Raw genomic sequence first — 15635 nt, forward strand, 5'->3', positions numbered from 1 at the left:
ATAAAAAAACAGGCCATAAATGGCCTGTTTTGATGGTTTGCTGCTTAGTAAGTGTACTTAGCCTCGAGGAAGTAGTATCCCCCATTAAATCCAAACGGCGTGTTGGTTAATGGATAGACGAAAATACCATTGAAGTTATTGTCATCTGGGCGTTTTTCAGGATACACATCAAACAAGTTTTGTACGCCAGCGGTGAAGCTTAAGGCATCGGTTGCGGCGTAGCGTACGGATAAATCCATCACCCATTGGTCGCTGTAATTCACATCACCCGTTGAGTAACCCACAGTGTAATCACCGAAATAGCTGAGGCGAATGTTAGTCTTAAAGTCACCTAATTCATGGGTCAGACCAAAGTTACCTGTGTTATGTGGCGTCGCAGAGGTCATGCGGGTTTGTTCGATATTATCGAAGAGTTTAGGGCCGAGTCCGTCCAAAATTTCAGGGAAATGAATATCTTGGATTTCAGTCTTATTGTAGGCGTAGGCTAAGTTGGCGCGTAAATCGCCCCAAGAGCCGATATCAAAATCTTGGCTCACTACTAGATCAACGCCGCGAGTACGGGTATCGACGGCGTTAATAAAGAAGCGCGCCGATTCTGCATTAGTATTGGCTAGCGCCGCCGCAACAGCGGGTGAGTCGTTTGGCGTCACTGAGCTTGAGAGGATAATCCTGTCATCGATTGAAATCTGATAGGCATCCAAGGTTAACGCTAAACCCGTATCATTGGTGTAGACCAAGCCTAAGCTGAAGGATTGCGACAGCTCTGGGTCGAGCTCGTTAATGCCAAGGGCCTTAGTGACTGGCGATAAGGTGTTGAAGGTGCCTGATTCGATAGGCACTAACTGGCCAGTAGTCGGATCAGGATTAAACAAGGTCGAGATATTGCTGAAGTACAGCTGTTGTACGCTCGGCGCTCTAAAGCCTGTGTTTACTGTGCCGCGCAGCGCTAAATGGTCAGTGAAGTCGTAACGGCCCGCGAGCTTCCAACTGGTGTTGCCGCCAAAGTCAGAATAGTTTTCGTAACGTAGCGCCGCTGCCCAATAAAACTCAGTGGTTAATTGGTTTTCAAGCTCAACATAAACACCGGTATTATCGCGAGTTTCATCGACTTCTGACTCAGGTGTAAAGCCGGTAAAACCTTGGCTGCCCGCTGCACGGTTATCATAACCGCCATTGATGTAAGAACCCGGTTCGCCTGCGTCAATCTGATAACCGTTTTGGCGCCAAGAGACACCCGTTGCCACTAAAATCTCTGAGTCATTGGCAAAGTTATAGTAGCGCGAGATATCGATGTTCAGGTTTGCTTCGCTGGTGGACAGGGTGCCCGCATCGAATTCCGTCGGGCTATCTGGGCCGAGTGATGCGTTTAGGGTGTTTACAATGTTGTATTCGAACGAGTTTCCGCCATAGCCCGCTGAAGTATCAATATTCCACTCGCCGAGGTTGAACTCGTAGCCCAACACGAATGATGAGTCGATGATCTTAGGATTGATCTGCGGTAAAAAGCCGTCGGGATAAAGCTCGGTCAAGTTACGGGCATCGAGCGCGCGGCGATAAAATGCGCCGGATTTGGTTTCACGTTGGCTAATGCCACCGAAGGCATAGAGTTTACTGTCGTTTGATAAAGGCTGCGCCGCGTTGATAAATAAGCCTAAGTTATCGTATTCGGCGTCGCCCACCTGGTGGCTCTTGCGGTTGAAAGTCGCTTCACGCGGATCATCCGAACCGTCTGGCAGCTTAGGATATTGTTGGCGTGGATCTAAGCCTGCGCGGTTGGTGCTGTCTTTATGGTGAGCTTCAACGCCAATATTCACAAAACCGTCGTTGTTTAAACTGATCCCGTGGTTCACACCAACGCGCCATTGTTCACCGTCACCCAGATAGGTTTGTCCGGCTTGAGCCGAGACGCTACCGCCTTGGTCGTTGTCTTTTAAGACTACGTTGATAACACCAGCAATCGCATCTGAGCCGTATTGTGCCGAGGCGCCATCACGCAGGATTTCGATGCGCTTAATTGATGTCATCGGGATTGCGTTCAAATCGACGTTAGATGAGCCCTTGCCGACAGTGCCACTTAAATGCACCAGCGCCGAACCATGGCGGCGTTTGCCGTTTACCAGTACGAGCGTGTGATCAGGCGACAGGCCGCGTAAGCTGGCAGGACGCACCGCGTCTGAGCCATCGGTGACCGATGAGAAGGGGAAACTGTAACTTGGCGCGGCAAATTGCAGCGCCTTAGCCGTTTCGGTCATACCTGTGGATTCGAGTTGTTCCGCGGTAATGATATCGACGGGGGCAACGCTGTCAGTTGCGGTGCGCAGGGCGATCCGCGAGCCGACGACTTCAATTTTCTCAAAGCTGCTGGCCTGCTCTTCTGCGTGTACGACAGGAAAAACCAAAGTTGAAGATACTGCTAATGCGATAACGGCTGGACGCATAAAACCTCTCAATGTGGAGTAACCTTTAGGCTGGAACGAAAACATTGAACCAACGAAAGTAACAATTCGATAGGGTGAAGGTTATCACTGTAACAATTGTTACATCTAGACAGAAAAGTACTAACTCAGAGCTTACTGTTCTAGATAATCCCTTAAAGCCAGTCGAATATGTCGCCACTTTGAATGTGATGGGCTAAGTGAATAAAATCATCTAGATCCATTAGGTGTACTGAAGGTTTATCGTGCTGAGTGGCTGTGTTTTAATGGCGCTAAACCTCAGGTTTGAGGCACTTTAAGGAGTTGAGTTTTGCCCTCATTACGCTTTCTTGCAGGTCCTATGGCCTTTAACATTATCAGGGAACAAGGTCTGCATCCCGATGCTTTTACACAGCTATTGGCCGCATCCGGTGGGCCCAAATGGTTAGGGATTGCGGGTCTTGATAAGTATCTTTTTGCTGAATTTTTTAAAGATAGGCAAACGCCGCTATACACCTTAGGGGCATCCTCTGGCGCCTGGCGTTTAGCCTGTTTGGCACAGCAGGATCCACTACAAGCCTACGGACGTTTAGAGGATTACTATATTGGCCAGCGGTATGAAACCATACCGACGCCGCAGGAAGTGAGCGAGCAGGTAAAGGGCATAGTCCAAGGTATTCTTGGCGAGACGGGTGGGCGCGAGATAGTCAATCATCCCTTTATTCACAGTCACTTAATTGCCTGCCGCGCTAAACACATCAATCGTCTTAGCCATAGATTGCCATTAGCGGCTGGGCTAGCGATGGCGGCTGCGACCAACCTCATTAGCCGCAAAACCTTGGGCTGGCATTTCGAGCGGGTGGTGTTTAGCCAGCAAGTGGCAGCATCACCTTTTAAGCAACTTGACGATTTACCCAGCCAGCAGGCGAGGCTCACCGAGGCCAATATGGATGCTGTGATGTTGGCAACGGGATCTATTCCATTAGTGCTTGCGTCAGTCTCACGGATTGATGGCGCGCCCGCGGGGCAATACTATGATGGCGGCATCACCGACTATCACTTCGATTTGCCCTTATCCCATACTATGGGATTGACCCTGTACCCGCATTTTTATCCCCATATGAGCCCTGGATGGTTCGATAAATCCTTGACCTGGCGCCGAGCGCGCACCAATTACCATAACGCCTTGGTGCTGGCGCCTTCGGCGGAGTTTGTGGCGTCACTGCCTTTTGGTAAGGTGCCCGACCGTGAAGACTTTAAACAACTGGATACTGCGCAGCGGATGCAGTATTGGCGCCGTTCTGTTGCCTTAAGCGAGCGGCTTGCTGACGAATTTGCCGAAGTGTATGCAAAGGGCAATGTCGCAGCACACTTAGCGCCGCTGTAGGGTGAGAGGGGTAAACTCGGCCTAAATGCTTTTTACCGTCAGCGACTTTAGGAAGGAAATTATTTCTCCTGCTACACTCTAAATTAATAAGGTGTGGCTGATTTTTGAGCACATTCTTGTATCAGTGGGCAGGAGGTTGCTATGCAAACACGAGAAATGGCGTTAATTATGCGCGATGCCTTGTTGCTGCCACAGGGAAGGATTGAGGTCCGCGTGGTCGAGCCGGGCCAATTGCGCATGGTCGCAGATGTGTTAAAAGGCAAATACGATTTGGCATTTGCGGCGAGTAAGCCCAGCGGCAATCCGCCCTGTTATCCGACTGCGACACAGTGCGAGATTATCGATTTTAATCAGTTAGAAGATGATACCCTCAGCATCGTTTTAGAGGGGCGCCAAAGGGTTAGTATTCTCTCCGCAGCGCAAGCAAAAGATAAGCTGTGGATGTCCCGCACTTTGCCTTGCCAAAATTGGCAAGAAGAGCCGATAGAAGGGGAGTTCGAACTGATCAGTGCTGCCCTTGAACAATTCTATGAGGTGAACCCTGACTTACTGGAGTTGTATTCCCAAGTGCATTTAGAGGATGCGGCTTGGGTGAGCCAACGTTGGTTAGAAGTGCTGCCCATGTATAACCGCGATAAGCTGGTGTTGGTGAATCAGCCCGACTGCCATAAAACCATGGATTTTGTATTGCAACTTATCAAGTCCCATGTGGACTGAAAAACCACACCAAGGCTAAAATAGCGGCTCATTATCGCCGCTAGTTGTTTCTATGACTCAAACCGCCCGTGCCGCCCAACCTTCTTTTGTGGTTCTCCCCCTAGAAGTGGTTGATAAACCGACCGTATTTTCTTTTTTGATCGAGCATTATGCCCATATTGGCGAAGCGGTTTGGCGTCAGCGCATCCTCGATGGCAAAGTGCATTGGCAAGACGGCAGCTTAATTGGATTAGATACCGCCTATCGCCCGACGGCGAGGGCATACTACTATCGTGAAGTCGCAGTGGAAGCGAAAGTCCCCTTCGAGTCGCCGATTTTGTTTCAAGATGACAACCTTATCTTGGCCTACAAACCGCATTTTTTACCCGTCACCCCCAGCGGTGATTATGTGAATGAGTGCCTAGTGCATCGTTTACGCTTAAGCACTGGGATAGACACTATCGCCCCAGCCCACAGGTTAGACCGGGAAACCGCTGGCGTAATCCTGATGACGACTCGCCCAGAGACGCGGCATATTTATCACCAATTATTTATCGATGATGCGATCCGTAAAGATTATCAAGCGATTGCCAAACTCACTCCTGAACTTTTGGCACAATATGCCAGTGGCGAATTAACTTTACCAAAGCATTGGACGGTCAAAAATCGCATGCAACGCAGCGAACCCAGTTTTACCATGAAAATAGTTGAAGGCATGACAAATACTCACTCGGAGATAAGCTTGGTTGCGATAAAAGGCGAGTTTGGTTTATTTCATTTAAGCCCTATTACCGGTAAAACTCACCAATTGCGGGTGCATATGCAAAGCCTTGGTATGCCATTATTAAATGATCGCTTTTATCCGACATTATTACCTAAAGGGCCGGATGATTTTACCAAGCCACTACAACTCTTGGCGCAGCGATTACGTTTTGTTGATCCAATCAGTGGTCGCACGCACGATATTCAATGTGATGGATTAACACTTTAGTCAGCGGAAAGCATTATTGCCACAATGAGAAAAGTGGGCTAGTGCAATATGATTGTGTGGTTTTCTCAGCGATGATAAGAATACAGACGGAATTACGCTCGCTAGCAGTAAGGAGTCTTGTATTGGTTGTTTGAGGGAAGTAATAGCATGACCAAATCTGCAATCATTTCAATTTTGCTCTGTCTCGCAGTGCTTTTAGGCGCCATGTATGTTGGTAACTGGACGAAACATCCCTATGTTCATGAGTTGACCACAGAGATCCGTAAAGCGAGTGCGGTCATCGAACCCAAAAAGCCAAGTGCAGAGATCATGCAGGAGGATGAGAGTAAAGCCGAATCGTCATCCTCACCAAAGGTCATTTGGGATCAGATGTTAGATAATACCTCGCCGCCAAAGCGCCCCGAGTCACAGCTATTTAATCAAAGCTTGCCCAAGCAAGAAGATAGCGTGATAACGCCAGCTAATTCGGCAGTGGTTGAAAAGCGTGTTGAACCGTTGCAATAAACTATTCTTGCCTCGGTGGTTCGAACCGAGTTTCGCTCATATCCCCATGTAATACGGCAATTTTTGTGGGCTCGCCATTATCCGCTAATACCAAAATGCCGATGCCGCTGCGGTTGACTAAACGCTTGCTCCGTTCGCCATTTGGCCGCCTGCCCCGTAATGACATTCGCTTTCGCTTGGTAAATAGGTTCAATGGTGAGAAGTGGCCGTAAAGCCAACCATTGAGCTTGTCGAAAAGTGGCAGTAGTTTTTCGGGGAACTGGTTTTTAATCCCGCTACAGGTAATTTGGTAAATATTTGGGCTGCTACGGCGGAAGCGAATGCTGATGTCGTAGGCAAAGGAGTAGTGCACATCCCCCGAGAGGATAACGAATTGCTCTGGGGTCTTGCGGTGCATAAAGATGCTTAGCAAAGCATTGGCTGCGCCCGGATGTGCCATCCAGTTTTCCGCATCAACCAGCAGCGAAGCGCCCATAAAAGTGGCCATGCGTTGCACTGCCTCAATCACTTTGACTCCAAACATCGGCGCGGGCGAGACGATAATGACCTTAGATTGACCCAGTAGCGCCTGCTGTAAATCCATTAAGGCTTCCCAATCCATCAAGCCCGAGGGTTTGGCGAGATTCGATTCACTGCGCCAACGGCGGGTGCGAGTATCGAGTACAACCAGCTTGGGTGAGGTGTCTAAGCTGTAATGCCATTGCTCAAATGTCAGTAAGAGATCAATCAAGGCATCCTGAGTGTTAGGGTCGGGGCGATTGAAAAACGCATCTAACTTTGGGCGAACCTCGGCATTAAATTTATCCGGTGCATTACCTAATCCTTGGAATAGGGTATAGGCAATCAAGGCATTACCAATGATTCGTTTAGAAAATGCATGACCGTAGGCGGCTTGTTCCCACTTGGCGGTGAGATTCCAATCATCGGTAATATCATGGTCATCAAACATCATATACACGGGAATATGCGCCATAAGGCGCCTAACCTGAGTGAGTCCCGCTTTAAAGGCCAGTAAGTTTTGCCATTCTTTTTGCCACCGCAGCTTGTTGGCGGCAGAGAGACCGTCGACATCCTTGGGTAAATCAACCAACTCCCATAGTTCGGGCGACCAAGTGAGTAGGTATAGGGCGATCATTTCACTCAGGCTAACTAAATGGTTTTCTGCGATGGATGAGGTAAATATCGGATGGTTGACATACCAGCGCCAAAGCGCAGTTTTGGCGGGATATTCGGTACGTGGCAGCAGCGTTTTATGGCGTAAGTACAAGCTATCGGCTTGATAACGGATTGCCTCGCTTCCCGCAATAGTGGCGCCGTGAAAGGCTTCATGGTGCAGGCCGAGTTTTTCGATCACCTGACCAATGGCGCATAACATGGGGCCAGCAACATCATCCACATAAACTTGATCGCCACTGAGCATTAACAGGGCTGGGCGCTGCTGCGAATCCTTATCGATAAGTGTTGCTAGCTTAGTATCGGCGGCGACTAAGGCATCCTCGCTATGGTGGTGGGGGTTGCGGCATGAGCCATGCCATACCTGTTTGAGTTCGGTGCAAAAGTAAACCTGGGGTGAGTCGGCACCGCTATAGTGCAATCCATTGACACCATTGAAAATATCGCCAATCCCCTTAGCTGATACACGGTAAAAAATGCTCGAGTTAGGTGTGAGCAGATGAGGGCGAGACAGGCTAATCAAATATTGAAAGGCGTGCTTGCCGAGTGGTATGCAATGCACTTCTTCCTCTGTTAACCCATAACTTTGCTCCCCTAAGGCCAGTTGTAATTCAGTCAATGGCTCGCGGCTCACAAACCAGAGAGTAAAGTGCGAGGCATCACAGTGGCGCAGCATCGGGCCTGCGAGGATAAGGGGAAGTGCTTGAGTCAAATTCAGCCTTTTGTTGTTAATCAGGTCGAGTGGGATAAACCCAAATCAGCTTAAGTACGGGCAAATAAGAGTAAACAAGTGCGTTGAATATGAAAAGCTTTTAGAATTATCCGCCAAATGGGTGGCTAAGGAGTTTGGGGCAATATGGCAAATATTATGGTGACGGGCGCAACCGGATTGCTCGGCAGGGCGGTCGTTAAACAGTTAACTGCCGCAGGGCATAAGGTGATTGCCACCGGCTTTAGCCGCGCCGAAGCGAATATCCATAAACTCGATTTACCCCAAGCTAATACAGTAGAAGCCTTTATTGCCCACGAACGGCCAGAGGTTATCGTGCACTGCGCCGCAGAGCGTCGCCCCGATGTATCCGAGCACTCGCCTGAGCAGGCTTTGGCGCTGAATCTGAGCGCTAGCCAAACCCTTGCTAAGGCCGCTAAACAGCATGGAGCTTGGCTGCTGTATATCTCAACCGACTATGTGTTTGATGGCACAACGCCGCCCTATGCCGAAGATGCCGTGCCCAATCCGGTTAACTTTTATGGTGAGTCTAAATTACAGGGCGAAACCTGTGTGCTGAATACCGACAGCCGTTTTGCGGTATTACGTTTACCGATCCTCTACGGCGAAGTGACTCAACTGAGCGAATCTGCGGTATTAGTGTTAATCAATCAATTGTTAGATAGCAGGGCGCAGCGGGTCGATGCTTGGGCTATTCGCTCGCCGACCTCGACGGCGGATATTGCTGGTGCCATCGCTAAGCTGATCAAGCGGCAGTTACATGCTGCCGATGTGTCAGGGATTTATCATTTTAGTGCCACGCAAACCATGACTAAGTACCAAATGCTACTGGGCTTAGGTGAGTTATTGGCGATTGACACCGCACATTTAATCCCTGAACTCACACCGATGGATAGCGCTAAAAGGCCGCAGGATTGCACCTTAAGTTGCGAGCGTTTAGCGGCGCTGGGCATTTATTCTGAGTTGGAATTTAGCGCAGGGCTTAATCAGGCGCTCGCTCAATCCAGTGCTGCCCTTGCGGCTGTTGGCCTTAAGCTTAAGGAATAATGATGGTTAAAATTTTAGGAGCGAATCTGCAAGCGGCCGACCAAGTGGCGCTGCTGCGCACCTTAGGTTTATTGCTGCAAATTGGTTTGACGTTGTTTGCCGCCGATACCTTTGGCCTGAGTTTGCAAATGGAGCCGCTCATGCACGTGTTTGTGCTGGAGGTGCTCTATCTTTCGCTCACATTAGCATTACGTAAACCCTTGTTTGCGAAAGAGCGTGGCCTGTTTATTGCCCTGAGTCTGGATACCTTGTTTTGGATCTCTTGGCTGTACTTTTCGGGCGGGGCGACCAATGCGTTTATTTCACTATTATTGTTACCTATCGCCTTGGCCGCGGTCACATTGCCCATTTGGGCCCCTTGGAGCCTGACCGCGATATCAACCCTCGCCTATAGCTTGATGATTTTTACCGTGCCAGAGTCGCAGATGCAGCACCACGGCATGGATATGAGTTCCCACTATTTAGGCATGTGGTTTAACTTTGTGATTTCAGCTTTAGTGCTTACCACCAGTGTGGCACTCATAGCCAAACGTATGCGCCGTCAGGATGCGCAGCTTGCCTATATGCGCGAAGGACAACTGCGGCAGGAGCAGTTAGTGGCACTCGGTACTGTGTCGGCGCAAATGGCCCATCAATTAGCGACACCACTCTCAACACTGCATTTATTGCTCGATGAGTTAAGGGAAGAAACTCCCGAACCCTCAATAACCTTAGTTGAAATGGAAACTGCACTAGGGCGTTGTGAGCACACCTTGGCGGAGCTGCGATTGGCAACGGAGTCGATTCGTGACCGTCGTCAGCGGCCTCAAAATATCACTGAGCTGGTGGCTGGATTAAAACAGAAAACCCAGTTATTGATGCCGCAAACAGAACTCAATTGGTTGATAACCTGTGAGCCTAAGCTGCTAGAAGAAAAGCAGATCTTAACCGATATGAGCTTAACCCCCGCGATTATGGCCTTGATTGAAAATGCCGCCCGCGCCAGTGTCGAAACCATAGGTACTTCGCAGGTGGATATTAGCGTCGATTGTTCGCCAAGCGAGGGGCGGGCTTATTTGCAGATCCGTGATTATGGCGCGGGTATCGCTCCCTCATTATTGCCACAATTGGGTACCTTATTAATCGAGAGCCCCAACGGCTTAGGCGTGGCCTTGTTACTCAGCCATGCCAGCCTAGAACGTTTGGGGGCGGAGTTGATCCTCGCCAATCATCCTCAAGGGGGTACAGTGGCGCAAATTCGTTTTACTCTCTTGCACCCTAATGCATCGGCCACGACTTCGGAGGCGCTATGAAACGGCTATTGATTATTGAAGACGATCAGGCTCTTGCAGGCGTGCTTGCGCGGCGGTTGACTCGCCATGGTTTCGAATGCCGCTTAAGTCACGATGCCAGTAATGCGCTGCTGGTGGCGCGGGAATTTTGCCCAACCCATATCCTGTTGGATATGAAACTGGCCGAGGCCAATGGCCTGAGTTTGATCGTGCCCCTGCGTAATCTGTTGCCTAAGGTGATCATGGTGCTGCTAACGGGGTACGCCAGTATTGCTACCGCAGTAGAAGCGATTCGCCTCGGCGCCGACAACTATCTTGCTAAACCCGTCGATACCCAAACCTTGTTGGCGGCCTTCGAGGTGAATAGTCAGGCGAGTGCACTACCTGAAGATGAAATCGACGACTCGCCGCTCAGCCCTAAACGGCTGGAATGGGAGCATATTCAACAAGTACTCAATGCTAATCAGGGCAATGTGTCGGCAACCGCCCGCCAACTGGGGATGCACCGCCGTACCTTACAGCGTAAGTTATTAAAGAAGCCCGTGAGTGAAACCGGGCCGCTCAAGTAAATGAGAATTTGCTCAAGGAAGGAGTTGTAGTATGCGTGAGTATGATGGGATTGAGGTGCGTTATCGCAGGCCCGATGCCGATTTAGCTAAAAGCTTACAAGTTGTTGAAAATCTATTGGGCTTTGCTCCAGAACCTCTGCAGTTAGACTTTGATTTATCCTTTTGGGCTGGTGGTGCTGGGGTGCTTGATAAGCTGGCTATCTCCTGCAATGTCACGCTCGAGCAGTGGCGAACACTCAAACAAAAGCTGGACTTATATTCCCCAGAAGAGATGGTTGCTAGGGAAGATTGCCGCGAAGACTTTATCTGGTTAGTTGCCGACGATGAGTGCAGTGATATTTTGGCGGCTTCGGCGCAATTTATTAATGACAACAAGGCGCCGTTTCAAGAAGCATGCGATACATCGCAGGCAATCCACTTTGGCTATATGAGCGATGTGAATACTTGGACGGCTGTATGGGGGCAAGGCAGCCGGATAAACTATGCCTACTTTTGTCAAGGTTAAGAGGTGCCAAGGCTAAGTGTTGTCAGGGTTAAGCACTGTCATTACTGAAAGCTGCCAAGGTTAATCCGTATCTGTGCTAAACGCTTGTATCGCTACCAAGGCAGTTCTGCACCATCGTAGGCCAAAAAGCTGCCCGTTTGTGCAGGTGTGGCATTGGCGATAATACTGACTAAACATTGGGCGACGTACTCTGGTGTAAACAGCTTTTGTTTGGGCACGTTCTGCTGAAAAGGTTTGGATAATCGCGTATCCGTAGTGCCGGGATGCAGTGCTAGCACCACGCAGTGTTTCATGCTTCTCTGCCATTCAATCGATAGCGTGTGAAGGAACATATTCAGCGCCGCTTTCGAGGCGCGATAGCTGTACCAACCCCCTAATCTGTTATCACTAATGCTGCCGACTTTGGCCGATATCACCGCAAATCTTGCCGACTCACTGCGCTTTAACGTGGGTTCAAAGTGCTTTGCCAACATCATACTGGGCAGCGTGTTTAGCTTGATATTGTGCAGGAAAAAATCCCCATCGAGTGCCTGCACGCTTTTTTCTGGCCCCTTATCCTCGGTGTGTAGCATGCCAATACAGTTGATTAGCCAATCTAATTGGGGAATGTTTTGACTCAGTTGCTTAATCTCCTCCTCAAGGGTGATATCCAGCCGATGCCAGATAACGCCATCGCCTCGCCCTGTATCTGGCTGATGATGTTTATAGGTCGCATAAATAGTGGCCTCGGGATAGGTTTCGCGCAGCTTATTCACCATGGCGTGACCTATACCACCGCTGCCACCTAATACCAAAATATTCATCGCGTTTCTCCCATGCGAATAAGCCTTTAAAGGCGTTCAAGTTGCGCCAGATGTTGTTCGGCTGTTGCCAGAATGGCTTGCCTGGCCGCCTCATCGGTTTTATCCCAAGTGCGGTACAGCATGGCGATGCGTGGATTGTGGGTGAATTGTGCGCGGTGTTTATCCATAAAGCGCCAATACAGGCTGTTCAATGGGCAGGCAAGGGCGCCGCTACGTTCTTTTATCTTGTAATGACAACTGCCGCAGTAATCACTCATTTTATTGATATAACTGCCGCTCGCGGCATAGGGTTTAGTGCCGACTATGCCGCCATCGGCAAATAGCGCCATACCGCGAGTGTTGGGCATTTCGACCCATTCAATCGCATCCACATATACGCCTAAGTACCATTTATCTACTTCATCGGGGGCGATTTCGGTCAATAAACAAAAGTTGCCAATCACCATCAAACGTTGAATATGATGGGCATAGGCATAATCGAGTGACTGAGATAAGGCGTGGTGCAGGCAATTCATTCGAGTCTTGCCATGCCAAAAGTAGTCGGGCAGCTTGCGCGTGGCCTCGAGGGCGTTAATGTTGGCGTAGTTGGGCATATTCGCCCAATAGATGCCGCGCACATATTCACGCCAGCCGATGATTTGCCGAACAAAGCCTTCGACCTGGGCTATCTCAATAAAAGGATTGGCATGATAGTGCTCAATCACCGCATTGATCACTTCTAATGGGCTGATAAGTTTGGCGTTTAAGCTAAAGGACAGCCGACTATGGTACAGGCTCCACTGCGAGGGATGTTGCTGGGTCATCGCATCTTGAAAGCGGCCAAAGGCGGGCAGGCAATACTCACAAAAATACTGAAGTAATTCGAGGCTTTGTGCACGGTTTATCGGCCAGAGTAAATGCGTATCCGCCTTGCCCATAGTATTAATCCCATGGCGCGTAAGGCGCTCGAGAATATCTTGCACATTGTGGCCAAACATCAAGGGTGTAGGTAAAGATTTGATATCTTGGGATTTAAGCTTTTGCCTGTTGTTGGCATCAAAATTCCACTGTCCGCCAACAGGCTTGCCATCCGTCATCAAAATATTGAATCTTTTGCGCATTCGCCGATAAAAATGCTCCATCAGCCTGTGTTGCCCTTGGGGAAATTCCCTATCAATTTCATCAAAGGGCAATAAAAAGTGCTCGGTATCGACGCAATTTACAACGGCGTTGGCCAACTTCAACTGGCTTAATTGCGCGAGGAGTCGATATTCGTCAGGCCGTTGATATTCAAACTTAATCGCCCCTGTTTCGGCGACATAGTGTTGGAGTAAGGCATTAAGATCGACAAAGTCTTGGGTATCGTCGAGGGTGAGGTAACGTACTTGATGCCCCGCCGCGCCAAGCTCGCTGGCAAACTGCGCCATGGCGCTGAAAAACGCACAAATTTTTTGCACATGGTGCGTCACATAAGTGTTTTCTTGATGCAATTCTGCAATTAAATACAGTACCTTAGGATCGACTTGCTGATACCAGGTATGTTGGGCGTTAAGCTGATCGCCTAAAATCAGCCTAACCGTATGGAAGTGCTGTAATTGCTGCTGTGATTGCATTAGCTGGACTCTGATGGATGACTGTCGCGGTTACATCTTTCGCGATGGGATATTGCTGAACATTACGGATTGCAGCACTGTGAGGATCACAAGGCGGGGTATTTGTCGGGATTCCGACAATAAGGTTTATTTGTAAACTTCGTTTAATTGCGTTTAAAAGGCTTTTAAAAGCCAAATCAAAGTCGTGGGGCTTCACCCCCTGATTTTTTAATAAAGAGTCGACCAAGGAGGACTGCTCGTCCTATCTTCCTTGCCTATTGTTTTCACAAGCAGCCAAGACGCCCCTAGCGAAGTTACATGCATTAGTTAGTGGCTTCGTGCTTATTCGAAAATCGCTAACGCTTCCGATGGCTCCGCTTTACATCCATGTAAAGCACCCCAGTTCGGCAGTCCCTGCCTCTCGCTCATAAGCGCGAAAATCACTGATTTTCATTCGCCCCTTCCCCGAAAGCTACGCAGACGTCCTGTCTGCGTCACGCGCTATCCTTTTAATAAAGAGCATTCAACGCCCTTCAGCAACTTCGCCGGGGAGGTGAACTTCTGAAGCTTAGGTATTGGCTGTTAAGCTCAAAAGAATTCTTTCTTGTCTTCCAGGTTCTTTAAGTTTGCTCACAACTTACTCAGACTGAAAGTTTAACAATGAATGTTTCAATAAAATTATTATACGTACCCTAAGTTTTTTAATCTAAAATTCATTGCTTCTGTTGATACAAAAAATTGCCTAGCTAAGTATTCAAGGGCATATGAAAAATTTGGTTTTTGACCATTGTTTAACACTTGATATTTTTCCAGTAACACTTGAATTTCAGCTCTTATAAGTTGTAGTGGCATCAATAACTCTGCTGCAAAATAATTAGCTCTTGTTTCTATAAAACTTTGATTTTGATCTCTGTTAAAAATATCAATGATCTCTTCGCATTGATGGTTGTTTAAGTTTGGGATTACATCATAAACTAAATGGCCTAGCTCATGAGCAAGTGTGAATCTTCTTCTGACTTCAGCTTCAGATGGGTTTGCCCATACAATAATATTTTTGACAGTGTTGTTATCATTTCTTTTAACTTTAATGTAACCGGATTTTACTAAGTCATCCCAATTATAATTTGTGTCTATAATAACCCCTGTTAATTTACTTGCAATATAAACTGGGTCTATTGGTAAAATGTCTCTATTTAGTTGAGAGCCATAAACAAAGTTAAGTAATGACTCCGCAGATATACCACCAAAAGGTTTAAGTTCTCTTTCAATTGTCATTTTTTTCACCTTCATGGCTAGCTTTTTGCTGAGGGAAGAGTAATTTAAATTCCTCAGCTTGTGCTTTGGTGTCTAAATTTAATTTCATACTATTATTATTTACATCAATAAATAATTTACGTTCAATAGCATCTAAAACGGATTTGCCATCATCTGATTTGAAGTATTCACTTAATCTTTGTGCCACAAATGTAGATGAGTCGAATTCTTTCTTAGCATATTCAACTATTTGATTTTTTACTTCATGGTACATTGACTCTTTACTTCTTTTAATTAAACCTAAACTAATTATTCCTGCTAATAGAAGTACAGTACCCAAGATTGCGGTCCAAGTTTCAACCATAGTCATAACTCTAATAGCGTTGTTACTTTGAATTTCAATTAACTCTCGGTGGGTATTTAATTGAGTTTCATATTTTTTTTCATATTCAGATTTAAAGCTGTCAATGCCTATCTGAGAATTGCTCAAAACTAACTTAAATTCTTGTACATCTTTTTTTAGTTGTTCGGTCTCATTAGTGATGTCTTTCAGTTCGTTTACAAGACAAGTGTTTTGTAGCTGAAGCATAGTTGTTAGTTGTTCAGCAGAGAAAATTTTACTTGAATCAAAAACACAACTATTCGACATACAATAAATTCCAGTTAATTTTTGCTAATAATACAGCACTTAAAGTTGGATTGACATACATAATGAGCTGC

14 protein-coding genes are annotated in these 15635 nt (G+C 47.7%); 8 read left to right on the forward strand and 6 right to left on the reverse strand.

Features of this window, described 5'->3' with window-relative positions:
* Window positions 1-44: 44 nt before the first annotated feature.
* Window positions 45-2438 (reverse strand): TonB-dependent receptor plug domain-containing protein, encoded by a 2394-nt coding sequence (locus KXJ80_RS04940; RefSeq protein WP_218678275.1) that lies wholly within the window; start codon window positions 2436-2438, stop codon window positions 45-47.
* 307 nt (window positions 2439-2745) lie between these two features.
* Between KXJ80_RS04940 and KXJ80_RS04945 the strand changes: the two genes are divergently transcribed.
* The 4 genes from KXJ80_RS04945 to KXJ80_RS04960 all read left to right on the forward strand — a co-directional run bounded on the left by KXJ80_RS04945 (window position 2746) and on the right by KXJ80_RS04960 (window position 5992).
* Window positions 2746-3801 (forward strand): alpha/beta hydrolase, encoded by a 1056-nt coding sequence (locus KXJ80_RS04945; protein WP_218678276.1) that lies wholly within the window; start codon window positions 2746-2748, stop codon window positions 3799-3801.
* A gap of 141 nt (window positions 3802-3942) precedes the next feature.
* Window positions 3943-4518, forward strand: coding sequence for an LON peptidase substrate-binding domain-containing protein (locus KXJ80_RS04950; RefSeq protein WP_047536660.1), 576 nt, complete (start codon window positions 3943-3945; stop codon window positions 4516-4518).
* 52 nt (window positions 4519-4570) lie between these two features.
* On the forward strand, window positions 4571-5488 hold the full coding sequence (locus KXJ80_RS04955; protein WP_218678277.1) for a pseudouridine synthase: 918 nt from the start codon (window positions 4571-4573) through the stop codon (window positions 5486-5488).
* A 147-nt stretch (window positions 5489-5635) separates the two neighbouring features.
* Window positions 5636-5992, forward strand: coding sequence for a hypothetical protein (locus KXJ80_RS04960; protein WP_172589047.1), 357 nt, complete (start codon window positions 5636-5638; stop codon window positions 5990-5992).
* A gap of 1 nt (window position 5993) precedes the next feature.
* Here the strand turns inward: KXJ80_RS04960 and KXJ80_RS04965 are convergent, their stop codons facing one another.
* Entirely contained in the window at window positions 5994-7841 is a 1848-nt protein-coding gene (locus KXJ80_RS04965; RefSeq protein ID WP_218678914.1) for an alkaline phosphatase D family protein, read from the reverse strand.
* 180 nt (window positions 7842-8021) lie between these two features.
* On the opposite strand from KXJ80_RS04965, the gene KXJ80_RS04970 reads away from it, so the two are divergent.
* Genes KXJ80_RS04970 through KXJ80_RS04985 form a run of 4 tightly spaced genes read left to right on the forward strand, consistent with a single transcriptional unit; the run spans window position 8022 to window position 11287 of the window.
* Window positions 8022-8942 carry a dTDP-4-dehydrorhamnose reductase family protein gene (locus KXJ80_RS04970; RefSeq protein ID WP_218678278.1) on the forward strand — a complete coding sequence of 307 codons (921 nt, stop codon included), beginning with the start codon at window positions 8022-8024 and terminating at the stop codon, window positions 8940-8942.
* Window positions 8943-8944: 2 nt separating this feature from the next.
* Window positions 8945-10234: a sensor histidine kinase gene (locus tag KXJ80_RS04975; RefSeq protein WP_218678279.1), complete on the forward strand. Its 1290-nt coding sequence runs from the start codon at window positions 8945-8947 to the stop codon at window positions 10232-10234.
* Window positions 10231-10782: a response regulator transcription factor gene (locus KXJ80_RS04980; RefSeq protein WP_133182261.1), complete on the forward strand. Its 552-nt coding sequence runs from the start codon at window positions 10231-10233 to the stop codon at window positions 10780-10782. The genes KXJ80_RS04975 and KXJ80_RS04980 overlap by 4 nt, the downstream gene beginning before the upstream one ends.
* Window positions 10783-10813: 31 nt before the next feature.
* Complete coding sequence (locus KXJ80_RS04985; RefSeq protein ID WP_218678280.1) at window positions 10814-11287, forward strand: hypothetical protein; 474 nt, start codon at window positions 10814-10816, stop codon at window positions 11285-11287.
* A 92-nt stretch (window positions 11288-11379) separates the two neighbouring features.
* Here the strand turns inward: KXJ80_RS04985 and KXJ80_RS04990 are convergent, their stop codons facing one another.
* The 4 genes from KXJ80_RS04990 to KXJ80_RS05005 all read right to left on the reverse strand — a co-directional run bounded on the left by KXJ80_RS04990 (window position 11380) and on the right by KXJ80_RS05005 (window position 15564).
* Window positions 11380-12090 (reverse strand): SDR family oxidoreductase, encoded by a 711-nt coding sequence (locus KXJ80_RS04990; RefSeq protein ID WP_218678281.1) that lies wholly within the window; start codon window positions 12088-12090, stop codon window positions 11380-11382.
* Window positions 12091-12116: 26 nt separating this feature from the next.
* On the reverse strand, window positions 12117-13682 hold the full coding sequence (locus KXJ80_RS04995; RefSeq protein WP_218737970.1) for a cryptochrome/photolyase family protein: 1566 nt from the start codon (window positions 13680-13682) through the stop codon (window positions 12117-12119).
* Window positions 13683-14342: 660 nt separating this feature from the next.
* A complete protein-coding gene (locus KXJ80_RS05000; protein ID WP_218737971.1) occupies window positions 14343-14936 on the reverse strand; it encodes an ImmA/IrrE family metallo-endopeptidase in 594 nt (197 codons plus the stop codon).
* Window positions 14926-15564 (reverse strand): hypothetical protein, encoded by a 639-nt coding sequence (locus KXJ80_RS05005; protein WP_259474535.1) that lies wholly within the window; start codon window positions 15562-15564, stop codon window positions 14926-14928. Before KXJ80_RS05005 ends, KXJ80_RS05000 begins: the two co-directional genes overlap by 11 nt.
* Between the last annotated feature and the right edge of the window lie 71 nt (window positions 15565-15635).

It is taken from the genome of Shewanella xiamenensis (assembly GCF_024971755.1).
In the GTDB taxonomy this organism is placed as follows: Bacteria; Pseudomonadota; Gammaproteobacteria; order Enterobacterales; family Shewanellaceae; genus Shewanella; species Shewanella xiamenensis.

What these genes read in the sequence shown, in the direction of transcription:
- KXJ80_RS04940 (WP_218678275.1), bottom strand. Translation starts at nt 2,438, where the DNA reads ATGCGTCCAGCCGTTATCGCATTAGCAGTATCTTCAACTTTGGTTTTT.
- KXJ80_RS04950 (WP_047536660.1), top strand. Translation starts at nt 3,943, where the DNA reads ATGCAAACACGAGAAATGGCGTTAATTATGCGCGATGCCTTGTTGCTG.
- KXJ80_RS04955 (WP_218678277.1), top strand. Translation starts at nt 4,571, where the DNA reads ATGACTCAAACCGCCCGTGCCGCCCAACCTTCTTTTGTGGTTCTCCCC.
- KXJ80_RS04960 (WP_172589047.1), top strand. Translation starts at nt 5,636, where the DNA reads ATGACCAAATCTGCAATCATTTCAATTTTGCTCTGTCTCGCAGTGCTT.
- KXJ80_RS04965 (WP_218678914.1), bottom strand. Translation starts at nt 7,841, where the DNA reads ATGCTGCGCCACTGTGATGCCTCGCACTTTACTCTCTGGTTTGTGAGC.
- KXJ80_RS04970 (WP_218678278.1), top strand. Translation starts at nt 8,022, where the DNA reads ATGGCAAATATTATGGTGACGGGCGCAACCGGATTGCTCGGCAGGGCG.
- KXJ80_RS04975 (WP_218678279.1), top strand. Translation starts at nt 8,945, where the DNA reads ATGGTTAAAATTTTAGGAGCGAATCTGCAAGCGGCCGACCAAGTGGCG.
- KXJ80_RS04980 (WP_133182261.1), top strand. Translation starts at nt 10,231, where the DNA reads ATGAAACGGCTATTGATTATTGAAGACGATCAGGCTCTTGCAGGCGTG.
- KXJ80_RS04985 (WP_218678280.1), top strand. Translation starts at nt 10,814, where the DNA reads ATGCGTGAGTATGATGGGATTGAGGTGCGTTATCGCAGGCCCGATGCC.
- KXJ80_RS04990 (WP_218678281.1), bottom strand. Translation starts at nt 12,090, where the DNA reads ATGAATATTTTGGTATTAGGTGGCAGCGGTGGTATAGGTCACGCCATG.
- KXJ80_RS04995 (WP_218737970.1), bottom strand. Translation starts at nt 13,682, where the DNA reads ATGCAATCACAGCAGCAATTACAGCACTTCCATACGGTTAGGCTGATT.
- KXJ80_RS05000 (WP_218737971.1), bottom strand. Translation starts at nt 14,936, where the DNA reads ATGACAATTGAAAGAGAACTTAAACCTTTTGGTGGTATATCTGCGGAG.
- KXJ80_RS05005 (WP_259474535.1), bottom strand. Translation starts at nt 15,564, where the DNA reads ATGTCGAATAGTTGTGTTTTTGATTCAAGTAAAATTTTCTCTGCTGAA.